General features: G+C 42.5%; 18 protein-coding genes. 10 read left to right on the plus strand and 8 right to left on the minus strand.

Going from position 1 to position 20,690, the window contains the following annotated elements:
• Positions 1-11 precede the first annotated feature (11 nt).
• The 8 genes from QUD85_RS05835 to QUD85_RS05870 are packed head-to-tail and all read left to right on the plus strand — an operon-like array spanning position 12 to position 7,918.
• Positions 12-2,339 (plus strand): DNA internalization-related competence protein ComEC/Rec2, encoded by a 2,328-nt coding sequence (locus tag QUD85_RS05835; RefSeq protein ID WP_093329860.1) that lies wholly within the window; start codon positions 12-14, stop codon positions 2,337-2,339.
• 47 nt (positions 2,340-2,386) lie between these two features.
• Positions 2,387-4,126 carry a lipid A export permease/ATP-binding protein MsbA gene (gene msbA / locus QUD85_RS05840; protein WP_093329864.1) on the plus strand — a complete coding sequence of 580 codons (1,740 nt, stop codon included), beginning with the start codon at positions 2,387-2,389 and terminating at the stop codon, positions 4,124-4,126.
• Between the two features lie 12 nt (positions 4,127-4,138).
• Positions 4,139-5,161: a tetraacyldisaccharide 4'-kinase gene (lpxK, locus tag QUD85_RS05845; protein ID WP_093329868.1), complete on the plus strand. Its 1,023-nt coding sequence runs from the start codon at positions 4,139-4,141 to the stop codon at positions 5,159-5,161.
• A gap of 2 nt (positions 5,162-5,163) precedes the next feature.
• A complete protein-coding gene (locus QUD85_RS05850; protein ID WP_093329871.1) occupies positions 5,164-5,340 on the plus strand; it encodes a Trm112 family protein in 177 nt (58 codons plus the stop codon).
• Between the two features lies 1 nt (position 5,341).
• Positions 5,342-6,112, plus strand: coding sequence for a 3-deoxy-manno-octulosonate cytidylyltransferase (gene kdsB / locus QUD85_RS05855; protein ID WP_093329873.1), 771 nt, complete (start codon positions 5,342-5,344; stop codon positions 6,110-6,112).
• 2 nt (positions 6,113-6,114) lie between these two features.
• Positions 6,115-6,777 carry an SDR family oxidoreductase gene (locus QUD85_RS05860; RefSeq protein ID WP_093329877.1) on the plus strand — a complete coding sequence of 221 codons (663 nt, stop codon included), beginning with the start codon at positions 6,115-6,117 and terminating at the stop codon, positions 6,775-6,777.
• A complete protein-coding gene (locus tag QUD85_RS05865) occupies positions 6,771-7,124 on the plus strand; it encodes an MGMT family protein (RefSeq protein ID WP_093329880.1) in 354 nt (117 codons plus the stop codon). The genes QUD85_RS05860 and QUD85_RS05865 overlap by 7 nt, the downstream gene beginning before the upstream one ends.
• 23 nt (positions 7,125-7,147) lie before the next feature.
• A complete protein-coding gene (locus QUD85_RS05870; RefSeq protein WP_093329882.1) occupies positions 7,148-7,918 on the plus strand; it encodes an alpha/beta fold hydrolase in 771 nt (256 codons plus the stop codon).
• Between the two features lie 40 nt (positions 7,919-7,958).
• Here the strand turns inward: QUD85_RS05870 and QUD85_RS05875 are convergent, their stop codons facing one another.
• Both QUD85_RS05875 and tpx read right to left on the minus strand, forming a co-directional pair.
• The gene (locus QUD85_RS05875; RefSeq protein ID WP_093329885.1) at positions 7,959-8,408 is read right to left on the minus strand and encodes an Hsp20 family protein; all 450 of its coding nucleotides are present in this window, start codon (positions 8,406-8,408) and stop codon (positions 7,959-7,961) included.
• Between the two features lie 123 nt (positions 8,409-8,531).
• Entirely contained in the window at positions 8,532-9,131 is a 600-nt protein-coding gene (tpx, locus tag QUD85_RS05880) for a thiol peroxidase (RefSeq protein ID WP_093329889.1), read from the minus strand.
• 564 nt (positions 9,132-9,695) lie between these two features.
• Between tpx and QUD85_RS05885 the strand changes: the two genes are divergently transcribed.
• Positions 9,696-12,296: a TonB-dependent receptor gene (locus QUD85_RS05885; protein ID WP_093329892.1), complete on the plus strand. Its 2,601-nt coding sequence runs from the start codon at positions 9,696-9,698 to the stop codon at positions 12,294-12,296.
• Positions 12,297-12,521: 225 nt separating this feature from the next.
• Complete coding sequence (locus QUD85_RS05890) at positions 12,522-13,466, plus strand: class I SAM-dependent methyltransferase (RefSeq protein ID WP_093329894.1); 945 nt, start codon at positions 12,522-12,524, stop codon at positions 13,464-13,466.
• On the opposite strand, the gene QUD85_RS05895 is transcribed toward QUD85_RS05890, so the two are convergent.
• From QUD85_RS05895 to miaB, 6 genes are all read right to left on the minus strand, one after another.
• A complete protein-coding gene (locus tag QUD85_RS05895; protein ID WP_093329897.1) occupies positions 13,463-15,109 on the minus strand; it encodes an amidohydrolase in 1,647 nt (548 codons plus the stop codon). The genes QUD85_RS05890 and QUD85_RS05895 overlap by 4 nt on opposite strands.
• A 53-nt stretch (positions 15,110-15,162) precedes the next feature.
• A complete protein-coding gene (lnt, locus tag QUD85_RS05900; RefSeq protein WP_093329900.1) occupies positions 15,163-16,704 on the minus strand; it encodes an apolipoprotein N-acyltransferase in 1,542 nt (513 codons plus the stop codon).
• Positions 16,705-16,706: 2 nt separating this feature from the next.
• Entirely contained in the window at positions 16,707-17,585 is an 879-nt protein-coding gene (locus tag QUD85_RS05905) for an HlyC/CorC family transporter (RefSeq protein ID WP_093329903.1), read from the minus strand.
• A gap of 23 nt (positions 17,586-17,608) precedes the next feature.
• A complete protein-coding gene (gene ybeY, locus QUD85_RS05910) occupies positions 17,609-18,064 on the minus strand; it encodes an rRNA maturation RNase YbeY (protein ID WP_093329905.1) in 456 nt (151 codons plus the stop codon).
• Positions 18,045-19,055 carry a PhoH family protein gene (locus tag QUD85_RS05915; RefSeq protein WP_407705093.1) on the minus strand — a complete coding sequence of 337 codons (1,011 nt, stop codon included), beginning with the start codon at positions 19,053-19,055 and terminating at the stop codon, positions 18,045-18,047. The genes ybeY and QUD85_RS05915 overlap by 20 nt, the downstream gene beginning before the upstream one ends.
• 87 nt (positions 19,056-19,142) lie before the next feature.
• The gene (gene miaB, locus QUD85_RS05920) at positions 19,143-20,591 is read right to left on the minus strand and encodes a tRNA (N6-isopentenyl adenosine(37)-C2)-methylthiotransferase MiaB (protein WP_093329910.1); all 1,449 of its coding nucleotides are present in this window, start codon (positions 20,589-20,591) and stop codon (positions 19,143-19,145) included.
• Positions 20,592-20,690: the final 99 nt, after the last annotated feature.

Consider the following 20,690-nt stretch of genomic DNA (forward strand, 5'->3'; position numbering starts at 1 on the left):
GAAATCTCACTATGGACCGGTGGTTAATAAGTTTTTTAGCAGGCGCAGTGACTGCGCTCTTCGTTCCGATCACACCAAACTATTATTATGTCATCAATCTGGTTTTTGTGACAATTGTCTTGGTACTTTTTCGCAAAATTCGCTATCTGTCAGCCTATTTTTTAGCCATGGCTTACATCTTGGCTAACGCTACGGCTTACAATTCGACATTGAGTAATGCCGGTTTAACCTTCAATCAACAGGTAAAACAAGCATCAGCTGAGATTGAAATCACGTCATTGATAGCGCAAAAGCGTCAAACTAACCAAGCTACTAAATTTATCGCAAGGGTTAAATCGATTGATGGAAAAACATTAGCTGCACCCTTCAACATCAAACTTACATGGCTGCTTGATGGCGACAAAACACTATCGTTAGGGCAGCAATGGCAGGTGGTTCTTCGCCTTAAACCGGCACATGGTTTAGGTAACAGTGGTAGCTTTAACTATGCTGTTTGGCTACGCGGCAAAGACATTGTTGCAACTGGGTATGTAAATTGTGCTGCTAACTATTGCAAGCTACTGTCGTCAAAGCATTCGTTAAGACAATCCCTTTACGATAAATTTGCACATCGCCTACAGACACTTGATGTCGATACTAATATTCAAGCGATTCTGTTGGCTTTGTCCTTAGGCGACAAACAATTAGTAACGTCAGAGTTATGGGGCAGCTTAAGCGCGACTAATACGTCACATTTGGTGGCTATATCAGGTTTGCATCTTGGACTGATTGCCTCGCTGGTGATGTTTTTCGCACGTTTTGTATTGTCGCGTCTAACGTTAATACCACTGTCGCTGGCTTCTAAAGTACATTTACAACAGCAAAATAGTGCCATTTTATTATGGGGGCTGACATGCTTTGCCGCCCTTGGTTACGCTTATCTTGCGGGCTTTGCCTTACCCACTGTGCGCGCTTTTCTGATGCTGTCTATTTTCGTGCTATTTAAAGCCATTGGTCTTTATGTCACACCATGGCGTCTGATTTTGGTTGCCATGGTCTTTATCATTATTGTTATGCCTTCAAGTTTGCTATCAGCGTCATTCTGGTTATCTTTTAATGCAATTGCTGCCGTATTTTTTGCTCTCGCTTTGCTTAAAAGAGAAAAGATAAATGCACTAATGAGTATCGTACTGATTCAAACTGTCGTTACCGTGGCAATGTTGCCAGCACTGCTAATATTAACCAATCAAGTAGCAACACAATCGATGCTAGCTAATCTTGTGGCGATACCGTGGATGAGTATTACTGCAATTCCACTGGCGCTATTGTCGCTTGTGGCTGTCTGGCTCGATTTACCGTTTGCTAACGCGCTGATTTGGTTAGCCTCGCAATCGATAAACGTATTTTTGATGTTTATCGATTTTTTGTCACAGGCCGATTTTTCACTACTCCCGTTGCCTCAATTCGTTGCAGTATTTATCACGGCAATAATAGTGTTGATGATGGGTGCAATAACAACAAACCTATCGCTGCGCCATTCATTGGTTTTGCTACTGGCATTATTGGTTCCGAGTAGTCTTTTACTTATGCGCCAAACCCCTGTGTGGCAATTACATGTGTTGGATGTTGGACATGGTTTAGCCATTGTTATTGAGCAAAATGAACAGGCCGTTGTTTATGATGTCGGCGCTCGATTTGCCAGCGGCAGTAGTATGGTGACACATGCCTTGCTACCTTTTTTGCATCACCGCGGCATTAACCATATTGAGCGAATCTACATTAGTCATAGCGACAATGACCATGCGGGCGGTCTTTCGCAGTTGCGGCGTCATTTTCCGCTGGCACGAATAGTCAGCAATGATGACAGCTTTAAACCGGCGCTTAGGTGCGATGAGGCAAAACAGTGGCGCTGGCAACAAATTAATTTCTCTATGCTGTACACTGGTAGCGCATCTAATCAAGGTCAGCGCAATGACGATTCATGTGTGGTTCGGGTTAGCGATGGACAAAATGCGGCTTTGCTTGCCGGGGATATATCATCTCGCACTGAATATGCGCTGCCGCCAAACGTAAGGTCTCAGGTACTGATAGCGCCGCATCACGGTAGTAAATCATCATCAAGTTCATTGTTTATCGCGCGTGTTCAGCCACAACATGTTGTTTTTAGTAATGGCTTTTTTAATCGCTGGAATATGCCAAGTGAAGAGATAAAAGCTCGCTATTTGGCCTACGATGTCACCTTACTATCGACAGCAATCGATGGACAGATTTCCTTCTATTTTTACCCTGATGATTACAAAGTGGCGAGATATCATACTGAAATATCACCATTTTGGTTTAAAAGTTTGGTCACACCCTGAAATTCAATTAGAATGCTATTAATTACCAAAATAAATTATAAGACACTATGAGTGCGAGTGATAAAGGCCAAACGTGGAAAAACTTTAAACGCTTAATGAGCTATGCCAAAGCTTATAAAGCCGGTTTCGTTGTGGCGATAGTTGGTATGCTTTGTTATGCCGGTATTGATGTACTTTTCCTGTCAAAAATACAACCCCTGATTGATGATGGTTTATCAGGTACCGACCCTGACTTTATGAAATGGGCACCTTTGTTTGTGGTGGTCTGTTTTATTATTCGAGGTATCAGCCACTTTGTTGCCAACTATTGCTTGGCTTGGGTGGGAAATAACGTGGTCGCAGATATGCGCCAACACTTTTTTGAGCATGTTATGAAGATGCCAGTATCATTTCACGACAAAGAGTCGACGGGTACGCTTATTTCTAAGTTAACCTATGATACGGAGCAGGTCCTTAACGCAACCAGCAAGGCATTACTAACGCTCGTGCAGCAGGGCGCTTTTGTCATTGGTCTCGTTGCGTTGATGTTTTATATTAGCTGGCAACTTTCTGCCATTTTTGTGCTAATTGTTCCTGTAATCGCTTTTATTATTACCCAGGTGTCTCGTCGCTTTAGAAAAGTGAGCGAAAACATACAAGGTGCCATGGGTGAAGTTACCAGTGCAGCGGAGCAAACCTTTAACGGTCATAAAGTTGTGATTACCTTTGAAGGGCAAGATCGCGAATTTGAACGATTTGGTCACATCAACAAAAACAACCGTCAACAACGTATGAAGATGGTGGCGACGCGCGCAGCGAGCGTGCCGATTATTCAAATCATCGCATCCTTTGCGCTCGCGTTTATTATGTACATTGTCACCACGCCAGTGATGGAAGATTTAAAAGCCGGCGCATTTATTGCCGTGGTTACGTACATGACGATGTTGATGAACCCTCTAAAGCAACTGACTAATGTGAATAGTGAGTTTCAAAAGGGGATGGCGGCTTGTACCAGTATTTTTGAAGTACTAGACCAAGATACTGAGCGCGATAAGGGCCAATTATCGCTTGATAGAGCCAAAGGAGCGCTCAGCTTTACCGATGTAACGTTTCAGTATGAAGGTGATGAAAAAGAAGTATTAAAAGGGATTAGCTTCAATGCCGAGCCGGGGCAAACTGTTGCCTTAGTTGGTCGCAGTGGTTCGGGTAAATCTACCGCAAGTAGTTTGCTGCTGAGGTTTTATGACGCCACCTCTGGTGAAGTTGCAATAGACGGCATCAATGTTGAAGAGCTAAAACTAAAGGACTTAAGAAAGCAGTTTAGCTACGTGAGTCAGCAAGTGGTGCTGTTTAACGATACCATTGCAAACAATATCGCCTACGGCAAACCTGATGCTACCCCAGAAGAGATATATGAAGCGGCTAAAAGCGCTCATGTTATTGAATTTGCCGAAACTTTGCCTGATGGTTTAGAAACTAACATCGGTGAAAATGGTGCGCTGCTCTCAGGCGGACAGCGTCAACGTGTGGCGATAGCCCGTGCCATTTTATGTGATTCTCCGTACCTTATTTTGGATGAAGCAACCAGTGCGTTAGATACTGAATCTGAGCGCCATATTCAAGAAGCCCTTGATGAATTGCAAAAAAATAGAACCTCAATCGTGATAGCACATCGTTTATCAACCATTGAAAGTGCCGATAACATTATTGTTATGGAGCAAGGGGAAATTGTTGAACAAGGTAATCATGCAGAGCTTGTTGAAAAAGATGGCGTCTATGCGCAACTTCATAAAATTCAATTTGGATAAGTCAGATAACTGATGATTGAGCATGTGTGGTATCAAAAGCCGTGGTATCGATTACCGGTAATGCTATTGCTGGCGCCATTAACGTTATTGTTTTGGCTTGTTAGCAGCTGTCGCCGCCTTGCATTCCGTTTTGGCTTGCTAGAGGCGCATAAAACATTAGCGCCGGTCATTGTGGTTGGTAATATTGGTGTTGGAGGTAATGGTAAAACACCTACAGTGCTCGCCCTTATTTCACTGTGTGAAAAACTAAATATCAAGGTTGGTGTTATTAGTCGTGGATATGGCGGTAAAGCGCCCCATTATCCGTTTAGACTCAATGCTGATACTACCCCAGATATTGCTGGTGATGAACCTGTATTGATTTATCAAAGAACTGGCGTACCGGTCGCCGTAGGCCCAGACAGGGTGGCATGCGCAAACTTGCTAACCGAGCAAGCGAATTGCCAATTGATAATATCGGACGACGGACTACAACATTATCGCATGCAACGGGCGTCTGAAATTGTTGTGATTGATAGCAAAAGACGGTTTGGTAACGGATATTTGATGCCAATGGGCCCATTAAGGGAGTTGCCTAAGCGTTTACAGCAGGTCGACTTAATAATAAATAATGGCGGCCACGCGCTTACATTAACAGATGATGCGGCAAAGCAAGTCGAAATGACATTGGCCCCAGGCGCTTTGGTGCATTTGAAGTCGAACGGTGAAATGGATCATGACAGCTTTCAGCAAAAACATATACAAGTAAACGCCTTAGCGGGTATAGGTGATCCGCAACGATTTTTTGATACACTACAAGCATTAGGTTTTGAGCTTGTCGAGTGTAAATCACTGCCTGATCATCATGAATTTTCAGCGCAAGATATGGCATTTACACATCCAGCACTACCGGTATTAATGACTGAAAAAGATGCGGTTAAGTGCAAACAGTTTAACCATGACAATGCGTGGTATTTACCAGTAGATGCATGTTTTTCTGCGTCTGACCGAGGCGAATTAACACGCATTATCACTCGTAATATTGAAGAGAAATAACTATGGCTTTTGATACAAAATTAATGGAAATTTTGGCCTGCCCAGTATGCAAAGGAAAACTGGAATACAACAAAGAAGAACAAGTGCTCATTTGTAAGTTTGACCGACTCGCTTATCCAATCGAAAAAGATATTCCTGTATTGATTGAAAGTGAAGCTAGCCCGATTCCGGTAGAATAATATGTCTTTTGTTGTCGTAATACCTGCTCGTTACGAGTCATCGAGATTGCCAGGCAAAGTATTAGCCGACATTAATGGCAAACCAATGATCCAATGGGTTGCTGAAAAAGCTGAGGCTAGTGGCGCAGAAAAAGTCATTATTGCAACCGATAATGACAAAGTGGCTGCCGCTGTTGAGCAATTTGGCGGCGAAGTGTGCATGACTCGCGCAGACCACCAGTCTGGCACAGAGCGATTAGCCGAAGTGATTGAGCATTATCAATTTAGCGATGATACGGTTGTGGTTAATGTGCAAGGTGATGAACCTTTTATTCCCGCTGCAAATATAGCGCAAGTGGCTAAAAACTTAGCGGGACAGTCGCAAGCGAAAATGGCGACGCTGGCGGTTTCAATCGACAGTGCTGAAGAGGCTTTTAACCCTAATGCCGTGAAAGTTTTAACCGACAAATTAGGCTACGCGCTTTATTTTAGCCGAGCGACAATTCCCTATGACAGGCAGCGCTTTCTTGTTGAAGGCAAAGAAAATGTTATCGGCGATTGGTATTTGCGACATATTGGTATTTATGCCTACCGAGCTGGCTTTATCAAACAATATATTCAATGGCCAGCAAGTCAGTTAGAGCAAATTGAATCACTTGAGCAATTACGGGTGTTGTATCAAGGCGAGAAAATTCATGTTGATGTTGCTTCCTCGCGCTTGCCTGTAGAAGGTGTGGATACCCCACAAGATTTAGAACGCGCTAGAAACTATGCAAAAACCTTAGGGAAATAATCGTGGCAAATGTACTTATTACCGGTGCTAATCGCGGTATAGGATTAGCGTTAACCAAGCAATTTGTCGACAACCAAGATACTGTTTTTGCCGTGTGCAGACAAAGCAGCGCTGCGCTAGATGCCTTAGGTGTCAATGTGATTGACGGTATTGACGTATCTTATGACGAAGCGCTTGAACAACTAAAGCAGCGTTGTAATGGGCAGAGCTTTGATATTGTAATTTGTAATGCTGGCATCTTACGCGATGAATCGCTTGGCGCACTAAACCTGTCTTCTATTCGAGAGCAATTTGAGGTTAATGCACTTGCGCCACTTAACATGATAGACAAGTTGCAAAACCATTTCGCAGCGAGCGGCAAAATCGCGCTCATTACCTCCCGCATGGGATCTATTGCTGATAATGGTTCTGGTGGTCGTTATGGCTATCGTATGTCGAAGGCTGCGCTTAATGCGGCGGCAATGTCGCTGAGCAAAGATTTATCAGCCCAAGATATAAGTGTAGGGATATATCACCCAGGCTACGTGCAAACCGATATGGTCGGTGGCCGTGGCGATATTTCTGCAACTGAATGTGCATCGAGATTGTTTGGCTTGATTGACAAGCAGTCGATGGACGATAGTGGTGTTTTTAGACATTCCAATGGTGACATTTTACCTTGGTAGAAAAGTCAAAGGCCTTTCGCATTATCGATGTTGTATTACGCGTGCCAAAAGGTAAGGTAGCCAGTTACGGCCAAGTGGCTGATTTAGCTGGTTTGCCAGGTAGGGCGCGTTTTGTCAGTAGAGCACTAAAGCAATCCAAACATATTCGACCCGACGTATCAGTACCATGGCATCGTATTGTCAATGCTCAAGGAAAAATATCCTTTGCTACAGGCAGCGATGCCTTTGAGCTGCAGCGGCAAACCTTATTAGCTGAAGGTGTGGAAGTGATAAATGGTCGTATTGCTATGAAGCAGTATGGTTGGGTGCCTAATTTATCAGATATTATGTTTGACCTATCGTATTAACCGTTTAGCAGTAAGAGTAGTATATGCAAGGTATTGAAGTATCAGGGCAGGGGCCCATCGTTTTATTTTTTCACAGTTCGTTATCTAGTGCTAAGCAATGGCATTTTCTCGCAAAACAATTGAGTCAGTCGTACACCTGTATCAACGTCGATATGTACGGATATGGCAAAGCGCCGCAAGCGCCAGATCTGGATCCGTTTTCTTTCAACATTGAAATAGCTCGTCTAGCACCTCTGTTTAAAGAGGTAATACAAGACAGACCTTTTCATATTGTTGGTCATTCTTGCGGCGGCGCATTAGCGCTTAAGCTTGCTACACTGCACGCAGAAAAAGTGTTATCGCTTTCTTTGTTTGAACCCGTTGCCTTTCATTTGCTGCCACAAGACAGTGAAGAAGCCGCGATATCCAATCAATTTTCACAGCAGCTACTTTCGCTAGATAATGTGCAAGCAGCACGCACTTTTACCGATTTTTGGAATCGCAAAGGGTTTTTCGATGGGCTACCTCAAAAGCTACAAATAGCGATGAGTGAAGACATGAACAAAGTGCGATTAGATTCACAAAGCCTTAATGGCGAAACATACGGTGTTGCAGAATTGTCTGAGATTGCTGCGCCTGTGTTATTGATGAAAGGGAGCAATAGCCCGCATTTAAGTCGCTTTTTAGTGGATCATATCGCAAGCATGTTTGACGAGGCGAGCGTTGAAGAATTGCCAGGTGGCCATATGGCACCATTGGACAATCCTGTCCCAGTTTTTAATGCTGTGACTGAGCACATAAAAAAAGCCTCCTAAAAAGGAGGCTTCGTGTGTCTAGGGAGAGGGAGTGTTGCGATTAGCCTTCTAACAGGCTTTTACCATTAATCGCAATTTTTCTTGGTTTTAATGCTTCTGGAATTTCACGTTCCAAATCGATATGCAATAAACCATTCTCCATGTATGCACCAACCACTTTAACGTGGTCGCCTAATTGAAACTTGCGTTCAAAGCTTCGATCGGCAATACCTTGGTGTAAAAATGTTCTTTCAGCTGCTTTCTCGTCTTTCGCACCTTTGGTGCCTTTAACGACGAGGGTGTTTTGTTCTGACTGAATATCTAACTCTGCTTCAGCAAAACCAGCAACAGCCATAGTAATTCTGTATTTGTCCTCTGCCAACAATTCTACATTGTATGGAGGGTAAGATGATTGTTTGTCGGCACGTGATGCCTTGTCTATTAAACCAGCTAAGTGGTCAAAACCAATAAACGAACGGTATAGTGGTGAAAAATCTGTCATAGTTCTCATTGTTCATATCCTATATATAGCAATATGTTAATCATGTGCTCTCCAATTGGACGAGCGGTTTGCGAGGCCCCGTCTTCGGCGACCTCAATAGATATATGGGGTATGAAAAATACAATTCAAGGGTTATTTTTGAGAAAGTGCAGATTTTTGTCCATCAGACGACATAGCAGCCAGTGTTGATAGGGCTGCAGAGTAGTCCGGGTGGTTAGAAAGTTCACTAACAACTTCTTTGTAAGCAATAGTGCCATCACTGTCGATAATGAAGATCGCACGTGCAAGCAGCCCCATATCTTTTATCAATAGTCCATATTGCATACCAAAATCTCGCCAAACACTGTCAGATAACACCTTAATGTGCTCTATCTTTTCTGTTTTGCAAAATCGCTTTTGTGCAAAGGGAAGGTCGGTTGAAATTGAAAGCATCACAACACGCTCATTAAATTTACTGACTTCATCGTTAAAACGCTTTGTTTGCATAGAGCATACGCCGGTGTCTAAACTTGGTACGGCTGAAATAAGTAGAATTTTGCCTTTATAGTCTTGCAATGTCTTAGCATTAAAGCTGTCGTCAATAACCTTAAAATCAGGTGCCTTATCACCGACATCTTGTTGATTTCCTAACAAAGTGACAGATTTGTTACCCACATGCACAACGCCTGTTGTCTCGCTTGATACAGCACTCGTACTGAATAAAACCAATAAGGTAATAAGTAAGGTTTTCATAGCGCTTCCTTAAAATGTTGAATTAACTGATTATTTAAGTATTAGTTTACTTGTGCAGAATGAAAACAGAAAGCGCAATCAAAAAAGACAGTAAATTCGTGCTGTTCGTCTTAGTTAAAGTGAGTTTTTAGCACCATATTAGTTACAAGTTTTGTTTGTTTTTTAACCGTGTTTACTCAAGTATGTATCTGAATTGCGTGTAAAAATTATACAGTTGTACATAAAACTGGACGGAAATTGTAAAAATACTGAAAAAAGAATTTATTTTTTCTAAAAAGTGTTACAGCTATGTAAAAACGAGTTTCTGCCGTAAGTTGTTGTTTTTTAATGGGGTAATTCTAGAGTAGTCAGTCTAATGAATGTAACCAAATGTAACACAGTGTGAAAATATTTTTCTTTTAGTAAGTGTTGGTGTTGACCGTAGCTATCTATTGCGTTTAACATCGTTGCGTTGCTCGTTTTACAAAAGCTTCACGTAAAACGAATATAAGTTTTAAAAACGGAGCAATATAGCTTCGAAACTTTTAAAAAAATGAATCACATAAAGTGGTCCAGGGAGTAAAAATGTATAATCAAAGCAAAATCGCTAAGTCTGTGCGCTTAGCTATGATGTTTGGTGCTGCGGCACTAACAACTTCTACTTTTGCTGCTGAAGAAGCTGCTACAGAAGCTTCAGCTGAAGAAGAAGTAGAAAAAATCCAAGTTACGGGTTCTCGTATCAAGCGTACTGATATGGAAGGCGCACTTCCAGTTACTGTAATCGATCGTGCTCAAATCGAATTATCAGGTGAAACTTCAGTTGCTGACTTACTACGTAACACTACGTTTAACAGTGCTGGTTCTTTCCGTCCTCAGTCTGGTTCATCAGCTCAAGGTGTATCTCAAATCAACTTACGTGGTATCGGTGCTGACCGTACTCTAGTTCTTTTAGATGGCCGTCGTCTTGCTAAGTCGCCTTCAACTGGTGGTACACAAGATTTAAGTACTATCCCTATGGCTGCTGTTGAGCGTGTTGAAATCTTAACTGACGGTGCTTCAGCTGTTTACGGTTCTGACGCAATCGGTGGTGTTGTTAACATCATCACTCGTAAAGACTACGAAGGTGTTGAAGTTAAATTCGGTCAAGGTCAAATCGAGCACGAAGGTGGTGACCGTGAAGAAGGTTCAGTAGTATTCGGTACTAACTCTGACACTACTTCAGTATTAGCGGGTGTTTCTTGGAACAAACGTGACATCATTTTCCAACGTGACTTCCCATGGTATGAGCCAGGTGCATCTGTATTCGGTAACTCTTTCACTGATACAAACGCATTCAACTGGACAGCTTTACCAGGTGGTTGTACTGATAACGAAGCTTTCTACCTAATCCCTAACTCAACGGGTATCCCTAACTCAGCTGGCGTTGCAGAGCGTTGTGCATACAACTTCTCTTTAGTTGCTGCTGATGAAGCGTCTACAGGTAACCTTTCGTTATTCGCTAACGTAAATCACCAAATCAATGACGAGTGGGAAATGTTTGTTAACTCAAGCTACTCAAGCTCTTCATCTTTCGGTCGTTATGCACCAGTTCCAGATTCAAACTACTACACTGGTAACGCTCTAGCTGCTGACAGCCCGAACAACCCAACTAACCCAGCAAGCGCTATGTATGACCCAGCGTTTGGTGATAACCGTGAAGTTTACTGGTGGCACCGTTTCGATGCTCTAGGTAATCGTGATAGCAACATCGATGCTGAAGTAAAAGACATCGTAATGGGTTTCACTGGTGAAATCGTTGCTGACCAATACTTAGACTTCGGTATCCGTCGCACTAAGTCAAAAACTTATGACATCGGTAAGAACTTCTTAGTTCGTACTACTGCTGAAGCATACATCGCTGACGGTACTTACGATCTACAAAACCCAAGTGCTAACCCAGATGACGTATTGAACGCAATGAAAGCGACTATTTCTCGTATTTCTGAGTTCAACCAAGACGAAATCTATGCTTCATACTCACTACCATTATTCGAAATGGCTGGTGGCGACGCACAATTAGTAATTGGTGCTGAGTACCGTACTGAAGAATACACTGACCAATACGATTCACTTTCAGAAGCGGGTCAAATCGGTGGTTCAGCAGGTAACTCTGCTGGTGGTGACCGTACTGCAAAAGCTGCATACTTCGAAACTCTATTCCCAGTAATGGATAGCTTAGAAGTTTCTGTTAAAGGTCGTTACGATAGCTACTCAGACGCTGGTTCTGACTTCTCACCACAAGTAGGTGTTAAGTGGGCTGCAATTGAAGACGTATTAACTATCCGTGCTTCATACGGTCAAGGTTTCCGTGCTCCTGGTTTAGATATCTTAACTCAAAAAGATTCTTTCTCAGCTGACTCTGTAAATGACCCTGCTACTTGTTTAGCTCAAGGTCAACCAGAGAACTGTTCTGTACAAATCAACGGTACTCGTACTGCTAACCCTAACCTAGAGTCAGAGACATCATCTCAATACTCTTTAGGTGTTGTATACGCTCCGTTAGATTGGTTCAACATCTCAGTTGATACTTACAGCATCTCAATCGATAACCGTATCAACTTCTTCGACGCGAACGAACTAGTTCGTCGTGAGCAAGCAGGTGACCCAATCCCATCTGGTCTTGGTGTAACTCGTGACCCAGCTACTGGTGCAATCACTAACATCACTCAAGGTTACGGTAACGAAGGTACATTAGATACTTCAGGTATGGACATCAACGCACAGTTCTACTTCGAAGACCTATTCGGTGGTGACTTACGTTCTAACTTCCAAATGTCAAACACGTTCGATTACAGTGTTGACGGTGGTCGTAGCTTCGTTAAAGACCCTGATTTACCACGTTCACGTATCACTATCTCTAACTCATACACAATCAGTGACTTTGAGTTTGCATGGAACATCAACTACGTACACAGTGTAGCTGAAGGTTATGCAGATGGTACTCACTACGGTAAGATCCCATCATGGACTACACATGACATCCAAGCTACATACAACGCTATGTGGGATGGTAAGATCACTGTAGGTATGCAAAACGTTGGCGGTAACGAGCCACCACTATACGAATATGACGGTCGTCCATACAACTTTAACCTATACAACGGTTACGGTCGTATCACTTACTTCCGTTACACTCAATCTTTCTAAGATTAATATAGTGTGAGAAAAAGCGAACCTTAGGGTTCGCTTTTTTATTTCCTTTGATTTATAACATAGTCTTCAACCTTAAGAAGAGTCTTCAGCTTAGATAAGAGTCTTCAACTTAAAAAAGAGTCTTCAACGATATAGATAGTCCTTCGCTAGTATTAAATTTCTGTTAGTACAGAGAATTTTTAGCGCTATCTGTAAACATTACAAAGAGCACAATGTCGTATGCACAATGCAAACAACAATCCATGGGACAGCTTTTGGCAAAATGCAGGCAGTTTGGGTACGTTTGGCAAAGAACAATCAACACTTGGACTTCCAACTGCGTTAGTCGATATCTGGCTTAACGCACTAAGTCATGTTTTTCCGACAAAAAACGCTGCAGATGTAGCCATTCTAGATATAGGTACAGGCAATGGCGTATTGCCTTTTTTGTGTGTGTCAAAGCTTGGTGCTTCGAATGTGAGTGCAATAGACCAAGCAAATATTTCTCCATTGGAGCAGGGCTTCAATGCAGAAATAACTAATGTATTAAAACAAATCGATTTTTACCCTAATACGCCAGCTGAATCACTGCCGTTTGAGGATGCAAAATTTTCATTAGCTATTTCAAACTATGCAATTGAGTATAGCAATATGTCAGCATCGCTTAAGGAAGTGCAAAGAGTATTAAAAGACAGTGGGCAATTCATCTGTATTACCCATGCAGCGTTGGCAGAAGTGACAGAGCATTCCTCTGCAGGCATCGATGTTTACAAAGCAATGTTTAAGGCTACAAATGCCATAAATACTATGCGTGATGTAGCAGCACAAAAAAACTCGGCTGAGGCGCTAAAACCTCTCTTTCAAGCGTTAATGACGGTTAAAAACGAGTGTCAAACCCCACATCATCTCGATTGGTTTGAACAATATATTCAGCCTATCGCTCATACCTGTATGTTATTGAAAAATGGTCAGTATGAACAAGGCGCAATGCTAAATCACATAGCACAAATCGGCAATGACGCAGCTAATGGCTGTGAGCGCAGTAAACAACAAGTCGCCGCGGCAAGAACAGAAGAAGAGCTGGCGATGTTAATTAAAGAAAGTGGTCTAAAGCTGTTAGGGATAGACCCTGTAACTGCAGACGACAAATTACAGGGCTATTTGGTGCGTGCAGAAAAAGTTTAAGGTTTACGTTGAAAAACCTTCTTTCCATTGACCCAGGTAGCATGGATTTCATTTTTCCAAATGCTACTTGGTTCTTGTGTAAAAAGATCTTGCTCTAGCATAATAAAATCTGCTTTTTTACCCGGCGTTAAAGTGCCTATTAATGTATCTTGGTTTGCGGCATAAGCGGCATCTACTGTAAAAGCCTTAAACGCCTCTTCCAACGTTAATCTTTCTTCACTTATCCAGCCTTGTTCAGGTTGATTGTCTCTGTCTTGGCGCGTTACGGCGGCATGTATGCCATAAAAAGGATGTGGCGGCTCTACAGGAAAGTCACTGCCCGCGGCAATTCTAGCACCATTATTTAACAAGGTTCGCCATGCATAAGCACCTTTTAATCTTTCTGCACCTAATCTGTCCAATGCCATGTTTTTATCGCTAGTAGCATGCGTTGGTTGAATAGAAGCAATCACATTAAGGGCATTGAAGCGTTTAATTTCTTCTGGCCTAACGACTTGCGCATGTTCATTGCGATGTCGCAAGTGGGCAGAATTGGTAGCTTTGATTTGCTGCTCGAAGACATCGAGCACCAGAGTATTGGCTTTATCGCCGATGGCGTGAATATTGACTTGGAATCCCGCTAACATAGCCGCCAATGCCATTTTATGGGTTGTTTGCGGCGATTGCAGCAAAAGACCTGTCGTATCGTGTTGATCGCTATATGGGGCGTGTAAAGCCGCTCCTCGGCTTCCTAGAGCGCCATCGGCTTGTATTTTAATAGCCGCCAAGGTAAACATATCGTCTTTAGTATGAATTGGACCTTTTTCGACGATTTGTTGCCATTGTGGTTCGTTAACGTGCACCATGGCATATATTCTTATTGGCATTTTGCCATTTAGCTCGAGGAACTTGTACGCTTCCAGTTCTGCCTTTGATATACCTGCATCGTGGACACTGGTTAAGCCTACAGAGGCTAAACTCTGCATTGACTGTTGCAGAATATCGGCGATATCGGCAAGGTCCATTTTAGGTATGTATTGTTTGACCATATCCATGGCATTGTCTATCAGCACGCCGGTAGGCTCGCCATTTTTGTCTTTTATAATTTCGCCACCAGCGGGGCTAATTGTTGTTTTAGTAATACCAGCAATGCTTAGCGCCTTGCTGTTAGCCCATCCAGCGTGACCATCAACGCGTTCAAGCCATACTGGCGTATTGGGAAATTTTTCATCGAGCAAGGCTTTGCTTGGGAACTGTTTGCTTGGCCAAAGTACTTGATTCCAACCACGACCTTTTACCCAAGCTGTATCGCTTTTTTCACTGGCAAACGCTGTTACGATGTCGACGGCTTCTTGTTCTGACTTAGCGCCCATTAAGTTCGCATATTGTAAAGACTCACCATAACCTAGCACGTGGCCATGAGCATCTATAAGACCAGGTAGCATGGTTTGCCCTTTACCATCGATTTTTTCTATTGTTGTATCTTTAGGCAAAGCCTGATGCTTAAAATAAATTTGATCAATAGTATCGTCACTAAACTTTATCGCATGAAATTGGACTAGCTTTCCTTGCTCGAAGGTATAGCCATTAACGTTATAGATTAGCGTTGTTTTTGCGTGGGCAAACGGTATGAAACACAGTAGCAGAAGAAGCTTTTTTATCATTGTTTATCGTCGTTTAAAGTGCATGTATAGTTTCACTATAAACGAGAGTAACGCTAATTGCTCTTTTTATTTCTTAGCCAAAGTACAAGAGAGAAAAGTGCTAACCAAAGAAGGTTCAGCCATTCACCGAAGCGACTGTATGGGGTTATACCGACAGATTTAGCAACATCTACTTTAAGCACCGCTTCTTCAAACTGAGGTGCAATGGCAAAAATTTCACCGTTGCTTTCGGCAACCGCTGTTAAACCGTTATTAGTGGCTCGCAGAACAGGTCGACCGAATTCAAGCGCACGCATTTGTGCGATTTCTAAATGCTGATCTGGACCATGAGAAGCGCCAAACCAGGCATCATTACTAACGGTTAAGATAAAATCTGTATCGCGTTGAAAGTTGGCAGCAAGTTGCTTTGGAAAGGCAATTTCAAAACAGATCAGCGATAGAAAATTTAACCCATTGGCGCTTAGGTTAGGCTGCACATAATCACCGCGCGTAAAAGAAGACATAGGTAAGTTGAAAAACGGTGCTAGTGGCCTGAGTAGATCTTCAAATGGTACAAATTCGCCAATTGGTAACAAATGATTCTTGTCGTATTTATTACTACTACCATAGTAATAACCGCTGTCGCTTTCTTGTTTACCCAGTACCAGCAAACGATTGAAGTATTCACGGGTTTCAAAATTGTAGTTAATGATACCTGTTATGATGGCTGCTTCATTTATAGATGCTGAGCTATTGGCTAAATCTAAAAACTGTTGGCTACTTGCGCTACCCTCTAATGTCGCTAACGCAGATTCTGGCCAAATGGCGATATCAATAGGGTAGTGCTTTCGCGTAAGTTCTAAGTAACGCAGCATGGTGGGAATTTCCTGCGCTTTGTCCCATTTGATTTCTTGCTTGATATTTCCTTGCACCAAAGCGACTGATACGGTTTCATCTGATTTTTTAATCGGCGTTAAATAGCTTAAAATAAGGGCTACAACAAATACCCCAGCCAAAACAGATACGTGCTGTTTAACCGACTCTTTTTTAACAAAAGCGACAATGGCAATACTGGCAATTAGCATCAGAGCAGTTATACCTGTTTCACCAATAAAAGGGGCGTAGTGCTTTAACGGGCTGTTAATTTGGCTATATCCAAGCGACAACCAGGGAAAGCCAGTCAACAGATGTGCTCTTAGAAACTCAGCGCCATACCAAGTTACAGGTAAAAGCCAAAGATTGCTGCGCTTTTGCTTGGTTAATTTTGCAGATAGATAGGCTGCCAACATTGGGTATAAGGCAAGATAGGCACAAAGCAATAACATCAATAGCAAAGAAACTGCCAGTGGCATACCGCCAAAGCGTTCAATGCTGACATGCACCCAACTGATGCCGGCAGTGAACCAGCCAAGACCAAAAAAGAAGCCGCTTCTTGCCGCTTCCTTTGTGGGTAAATCTACTAAATGATATAGCCAGATGGGTAGCAATATCAGCGGCAGTATCCAAAGATTAAAAGGTGCGTAGGCAAATACCATTAACCAGCCACAAATTAAGCTGATCGTATTTACTTTTGAGAGTTTAATCTTGTTTAGAAAACTGCGAAATGATGTTGCCATATTTAGTCGTTAGCTTTTCCTACAACTGTATAGTCTTTTGGTGTTGTTACTTGAAGGGTTTGAATGCGACGGCTATCGCTACCTGTCACCTTAAATTCAAAGCCATCTAATTCCAAACATTCACCTTTTTTAGGCAAGTGATTGAACTGGTGCAATACAATGCCACCAATAGTATCGGCACTTTCTTCATTAAAGCTAGTGGCGAAGTAGGCATTAAAGTCTTCTAATTCGGTTAATGCATTTACTTGATACACATTTGCCGCAAGATGTTTTATATCTTGCTCTAACTCATCATCGGTTTCATCTTCTATTTCACCGACAATAAGCTCTAGAATATCTTCAATGGTCACAAGACCAGACACTCCGCCGTATTCATCGACAACAACTGCCATGTGATAGCGTTGCTCTCGAAACTCCTTTAACAGAGGTTCTACTTTTTTACTTTCAGGAACGATTATAGCTGGGCGAATAACATCACTTATTTCACAAGGCTGTTGTGTTTGATTAAAACCATAAGCAAGTAAGTCTTTTGCTAGCAAGATGCCCTCGATATGGTCGACATCTTCATTAACAACAGGAAATCGTGAATGACCTGATTCTAGAATAACAGGTAAAATATCATCAAGCGTGGCGTTGATATCGATAGTTACCATTTGCGAACGAGGGATCATAATATCGCGCACGCGCATGTCGGTAACTTCTAACACCCCTTCAATCATTTGTTTGGTTTCAGGGTTGATTAGATCTCGGTCTTCGGCATCGTTTAATACTTCGACCAATTCTTCTTTATTTTGCGGTTCTCCGGTGAAGGCGTGTACTACTTTTGACCAAAATCCTTTCGTTGAAGAACCGTTGCTAGAGTGAGGGTTGTCTTCGCTCATAGAGCTGTTTTTACGTCCAATTTTTAAAGTTGATAGGGGTTATTAAAGCCGAGTTTTGCAAGGATGTCTATCTCTAATGCTTCCATTTCTTCTGCTTCTGCGTCTTCGATATGATCAAAACCCAGTAAGTGCAGGCAACCATGTACAACCATGTGTGCCCAATGGGCATTAAGTGATTTGTTTTGCTGCTTTGCTTCTTGGCTGACAACGTCGGCACAAATAATAAGGTCGCCAAGTAGATCAAGTTCAATGCCGTCAGGCACCTCAAATGGGAACGAAAGTACGTTAGTTGGCTTGTCTTTACCACGGTATTGCGAATTTAACTGCTGACTTTCTGCCACATCGACAATGCGAATGGTCAGTTCAAAATCTTTGTTATAAGGAGCAAGAGCAGCCTTTGCCCACTGATTGAATGCGTCATCAGTCGGCAAAGTGTCATCATTTATCGCGCGCTGGATATCAAGCGTGATAGTCGTCATTTTTATCAGCAGGTTTTTTATCGTCAGCTTCGGCTTGTGCTGCCGCCTTTGCTTTTGCTTTTTCTATTTTTAGTTTGTTGATACGTTGTTCATGTTTGTCATATGCATCAACGATACGCGCCACAACAGGGTGGCGCACCACATCTTTAGACATGAAAAAGTTAAAACTTATACCCGAAATATCTTCTAATACTTCTATTGCATGTCTTAACCCTGATTTTTGACCACGAGGTAAATCAACCTGTGTCACGTCACCGGTGATAACTGCTCTTGAGTTAAAGCCTATTCGGGTAAGAAACATTTTCATTTGTTCTACCGTGGTGTTTTGACTTTCATCAAGAATAATAAAGGCGTCGTTTAGCGTACGGCCACGCATGTAAGCAAGCGGTGCAATTTCTATAACGTTGCGCTCTATGAGCTTTTCAACTTTTTCAAAGCCAAGCATTTCAAATAAGGCGTCATAAAGAGGGCGCAGGTAAGGGTCTACTTTTTGTGACAAATCACCCGGCAAAAAGCCAAGTTTTTCGCCCGCTTCAACCGCAGGTCGTGTTAACAGGATACGGCGAACTTCTTGTCGCTCTAATGCGTCAACTGCACAGGCTACTGCCAAGTAGGTTTTACCTGTACCAGCAGGGCCAATACCAAAGCTAATGTCGTTGGTCAGTACATTTTGAACATACGCGTGTTGATTTTTATTGCGCGGTTTTACCACACCACGTTTGGTTTTAATGGTCACCATTTGCTCATAATCAACATCAACGCTTGTCGGCTCTTGTTCGAGCACGTTAGCTTCAAGAATTGCAAGATGGACCATATCGGCAGATATATCTTTTGATTTGCCGCGCACTGTCGCTGTTTCGACATAAAGATCTTTCAACAACTTTTCAACGGCGAGTCGGTTGTTTTCTTGGCCAACGATTTTAAATTCGTTGCCACGATAACTCAGCTCAACGCCTAAACGTCGTTCAATAGACTTTAAATTATCATCCATCGGACCACACAGGTTAACTTGGCGGTCATTGTCAGCGGGCTCTAGTAAAAAAGTATGACTGTTTTCGGTTGTCAAAAGAATATGTCCTTAAGGCGTAAAAGTTGCAACACCTAGCTCGTCTGCATTGCTAGCAGCGCTGCCTGGTGCATGGTGGCTATTTGCCATAATATCGGCAGGAGAGTGAGCAACACGTAGCCCCATTTCACCCTCGGTGCGTACCAATTTGCCGCGCAATGAATTTGCATAAACGTCTGTAATTTCAACGTCGACAAACTGTCCTATAACGGTGTGTGGCGCTTCAAAATTTACGATACGGTTGTTTTCTGTACGTCCTCTAAGCTCCATCGGATTTTTCTTTGACGGACCTTCAACTAAGATACGTTGCTCTGTACCTAGCATTTGGCGAGCGATTCTAAGCGCTTGCGTGTTGATTCTATCTTGTAGAATTTGTAAACGCTGTTTCTTTGTTTCATCGCTAATATCGTCAGGCAAATCTGCCGCAGGAGTACCAGGACGCGCGCTGTAGATAAAGCTGAAGCTAAGGTCGAAATCAATCGCTTTGATTAAGTCCATTGTTTGCTCAAAATCTTCGTCACTTTCACCTGGGAAACCAACAATAAAATCAGACGACATACAAATATCAGGACGAGCTTTTCTTAACTTTCTGATTTGCGACTTGTACTCAAGTGCCGTATGACCGCGCTTCATGTGGGTAAGAATTCGGTCACTACCTGTTTGAACAGGTAGGTGCAAATGGCTCACCAATTCCGGTACATCTTTGTACACTTCAATAATGTCGTCAGTAAATTCAACAGGGTGCGAAGTGGTATAACGGATACGGTCGATACCATCGATTGTCGCGACAAGTCTTAGTAATTCAGAAAAACGACAAATGCCACCGTCGTGCGTGTCACCGCGGTAAGCATTAACGTTTTGACCAAGTAAGTTCACTTCACGAACGCCTTGCTCTGCAAGTTGCGCGATCTCGTAAAGTACGTCATCGAGTGGACGGCTAACTTCTTCACCACGAGTATATGGTACAACACAGAAAGTACAGTATTTACTGCAACCTTCCATAATAGAAACAAACGCTGTTGGACCTTCTGCTGTTGGTTCAGGTAAACGGTCAAACTTTTCAATTTCTGGAAAACTTACATCAACGATTGGCGCTTTATCACCGGTAACCGTTTGAATCATTTCAGGAAGGCGATGCAAGGTTTGTGGTCCAAATACCATGTCTACAAACGGGGCACGAGCTCTAATGGCGTCGCCCTCTTGTGAAGCAACACAACCACCAACACCGATAACAAGATCAGGGTTCTTATCTTTTAGCGTTTTCCAACGGCCAAGCTGGTGGAATACTTTTTCTTGCGCTTTTTCGCGAATTGAACAGGTATTCAACAAAATAACATCAGCATCTTCAGCTTCTTCTGCTAAAGCATATCCGTGAGTAGAATCTAATAGTTCTGCCATTTTTTGCGAGTCGTACTCGTTCATTTGACAGCCCCAAGTTTTGATGTACAGCTTTTTACTCATTCAGTGTGTATCCGACGTTAAATTCAATAAAGTGAAAAAAGGGGCGGTATTTTACTCTGAATTGGCGTTGATGGCAATTTTACCGCGCTTAAATCAAAG

Source organism: Thalassotalea agarivorans (assembly GCF_030295955.1).
GTDB lineage: Bacteria > Pseudomonadota > Gammaproteobacteria > Enterobacterales > Alteromonadaceae > Thalassotalea_D > Thalassotalea_D agarivorans.

Coding starts and splice junctions, on each gene's coding strand:
- QUD85_RS05835 (WP_093329860.1), top strand. CDS start 12: ATGGACCGGTGGTTAATAAGTTTTTTAGCAGGCGCAGTGACTGCGCTC.
- msbA (WP_093329864.1), top strand. CDS start 2,387: ATGAGTGCGAGTGATAAAGGCCAAACGTGGAAAAACTTTAAACGCTTA.
- lpxK (WP_093329868.1), top strand. CDS start 4,139: ATGATTGAGCATGTGTGGTATCAAAAGCCGTGGTATCGATTACCGGTA.
- QUD85_RS05850 (WP_093329871.1), top strand. CDS start 5,164: ATGGCTTTTGATACAAAATTAATGGAAATTTTGGCCTGCCCAGTATGC.
- kdsB (WP_093329873.1), top strand. CDS start 5,342: ATGTCTTTTGTTGTCGTAATACCTGCTCGTTACGAGTCATCGAGATTG.
- QUD85_RS05870 (WP_093329882.1), top strand. CDS start 7,148: ATGCAAGGTATTGAAGTATCAGGGCAGGGGCCCATCGTTTTATTTTTT.
- QUD85_RS05875 (WP_093329885.1), bottom strand. CDS start 8,408: ATGAGAACTATGACAGATTTTTCACCACTATACCGTTCGTTTATTGGT.
- tpx (WP_093329889.1), bottom strand. CDS start 9,131: ATGAAAACCTTACTTATTACCTTATTGGTTTTATTCAGTACGAGTGCT.
- QUD85_RS05885 (WP_093329892.1), top strand. CDS start 9,696: ATGTATAATCAAAGCAAAATCGCTAAGTCTGTGCGCTTAGCTATGATG.
- QUD85_RS05890 (WP_093329894.1), top strand. CDS start 12,522: ATGCACAATGCAAACAACAATCCATGGGACAGCTTTTGGCAAAATGCA.
- QUD85_RS05895 (WP_093329897.1), bottom strand. CDS start 15,109: ATGATAAAAAAGCTTCTTCTGCTACTGTGTTTCATACCGTTTGCCCAC.
- lnt (WP_093329900.1), bottom strand. CDS start 16,704: ATGGCAACATCATTTCGCAGTTTTCTAAACAAGATTAAACTCTCAAAA.
- QUD85_RS05905 (WP_093329903.1), bottom strand. CDS start 17,585: ATGAGCGAAGACAACCCTCACTCTAGCAACGGTTCTTCAACGAAAGGA.
- ybeY (WP_093329905.1), bottom strand. CDS start 18,064: ATGACGACTATCACGCTTGATATCCAGCGCGCGATAAATGATGACACT.
- QUD85_RS05915 (WP_407705093.1), bottom strand. CDS start 19,055: ATGGATGATAATTTAAAGTCTATTGAACGACGTTTAGGCGTTGAGCTG.
- miaB (WP_093329910.1), bottom strand. CDS start 20,591: ATGAGTAAAAAGCTGTACATCAAAACTTGGGGCTGTCAAATGAACGAG.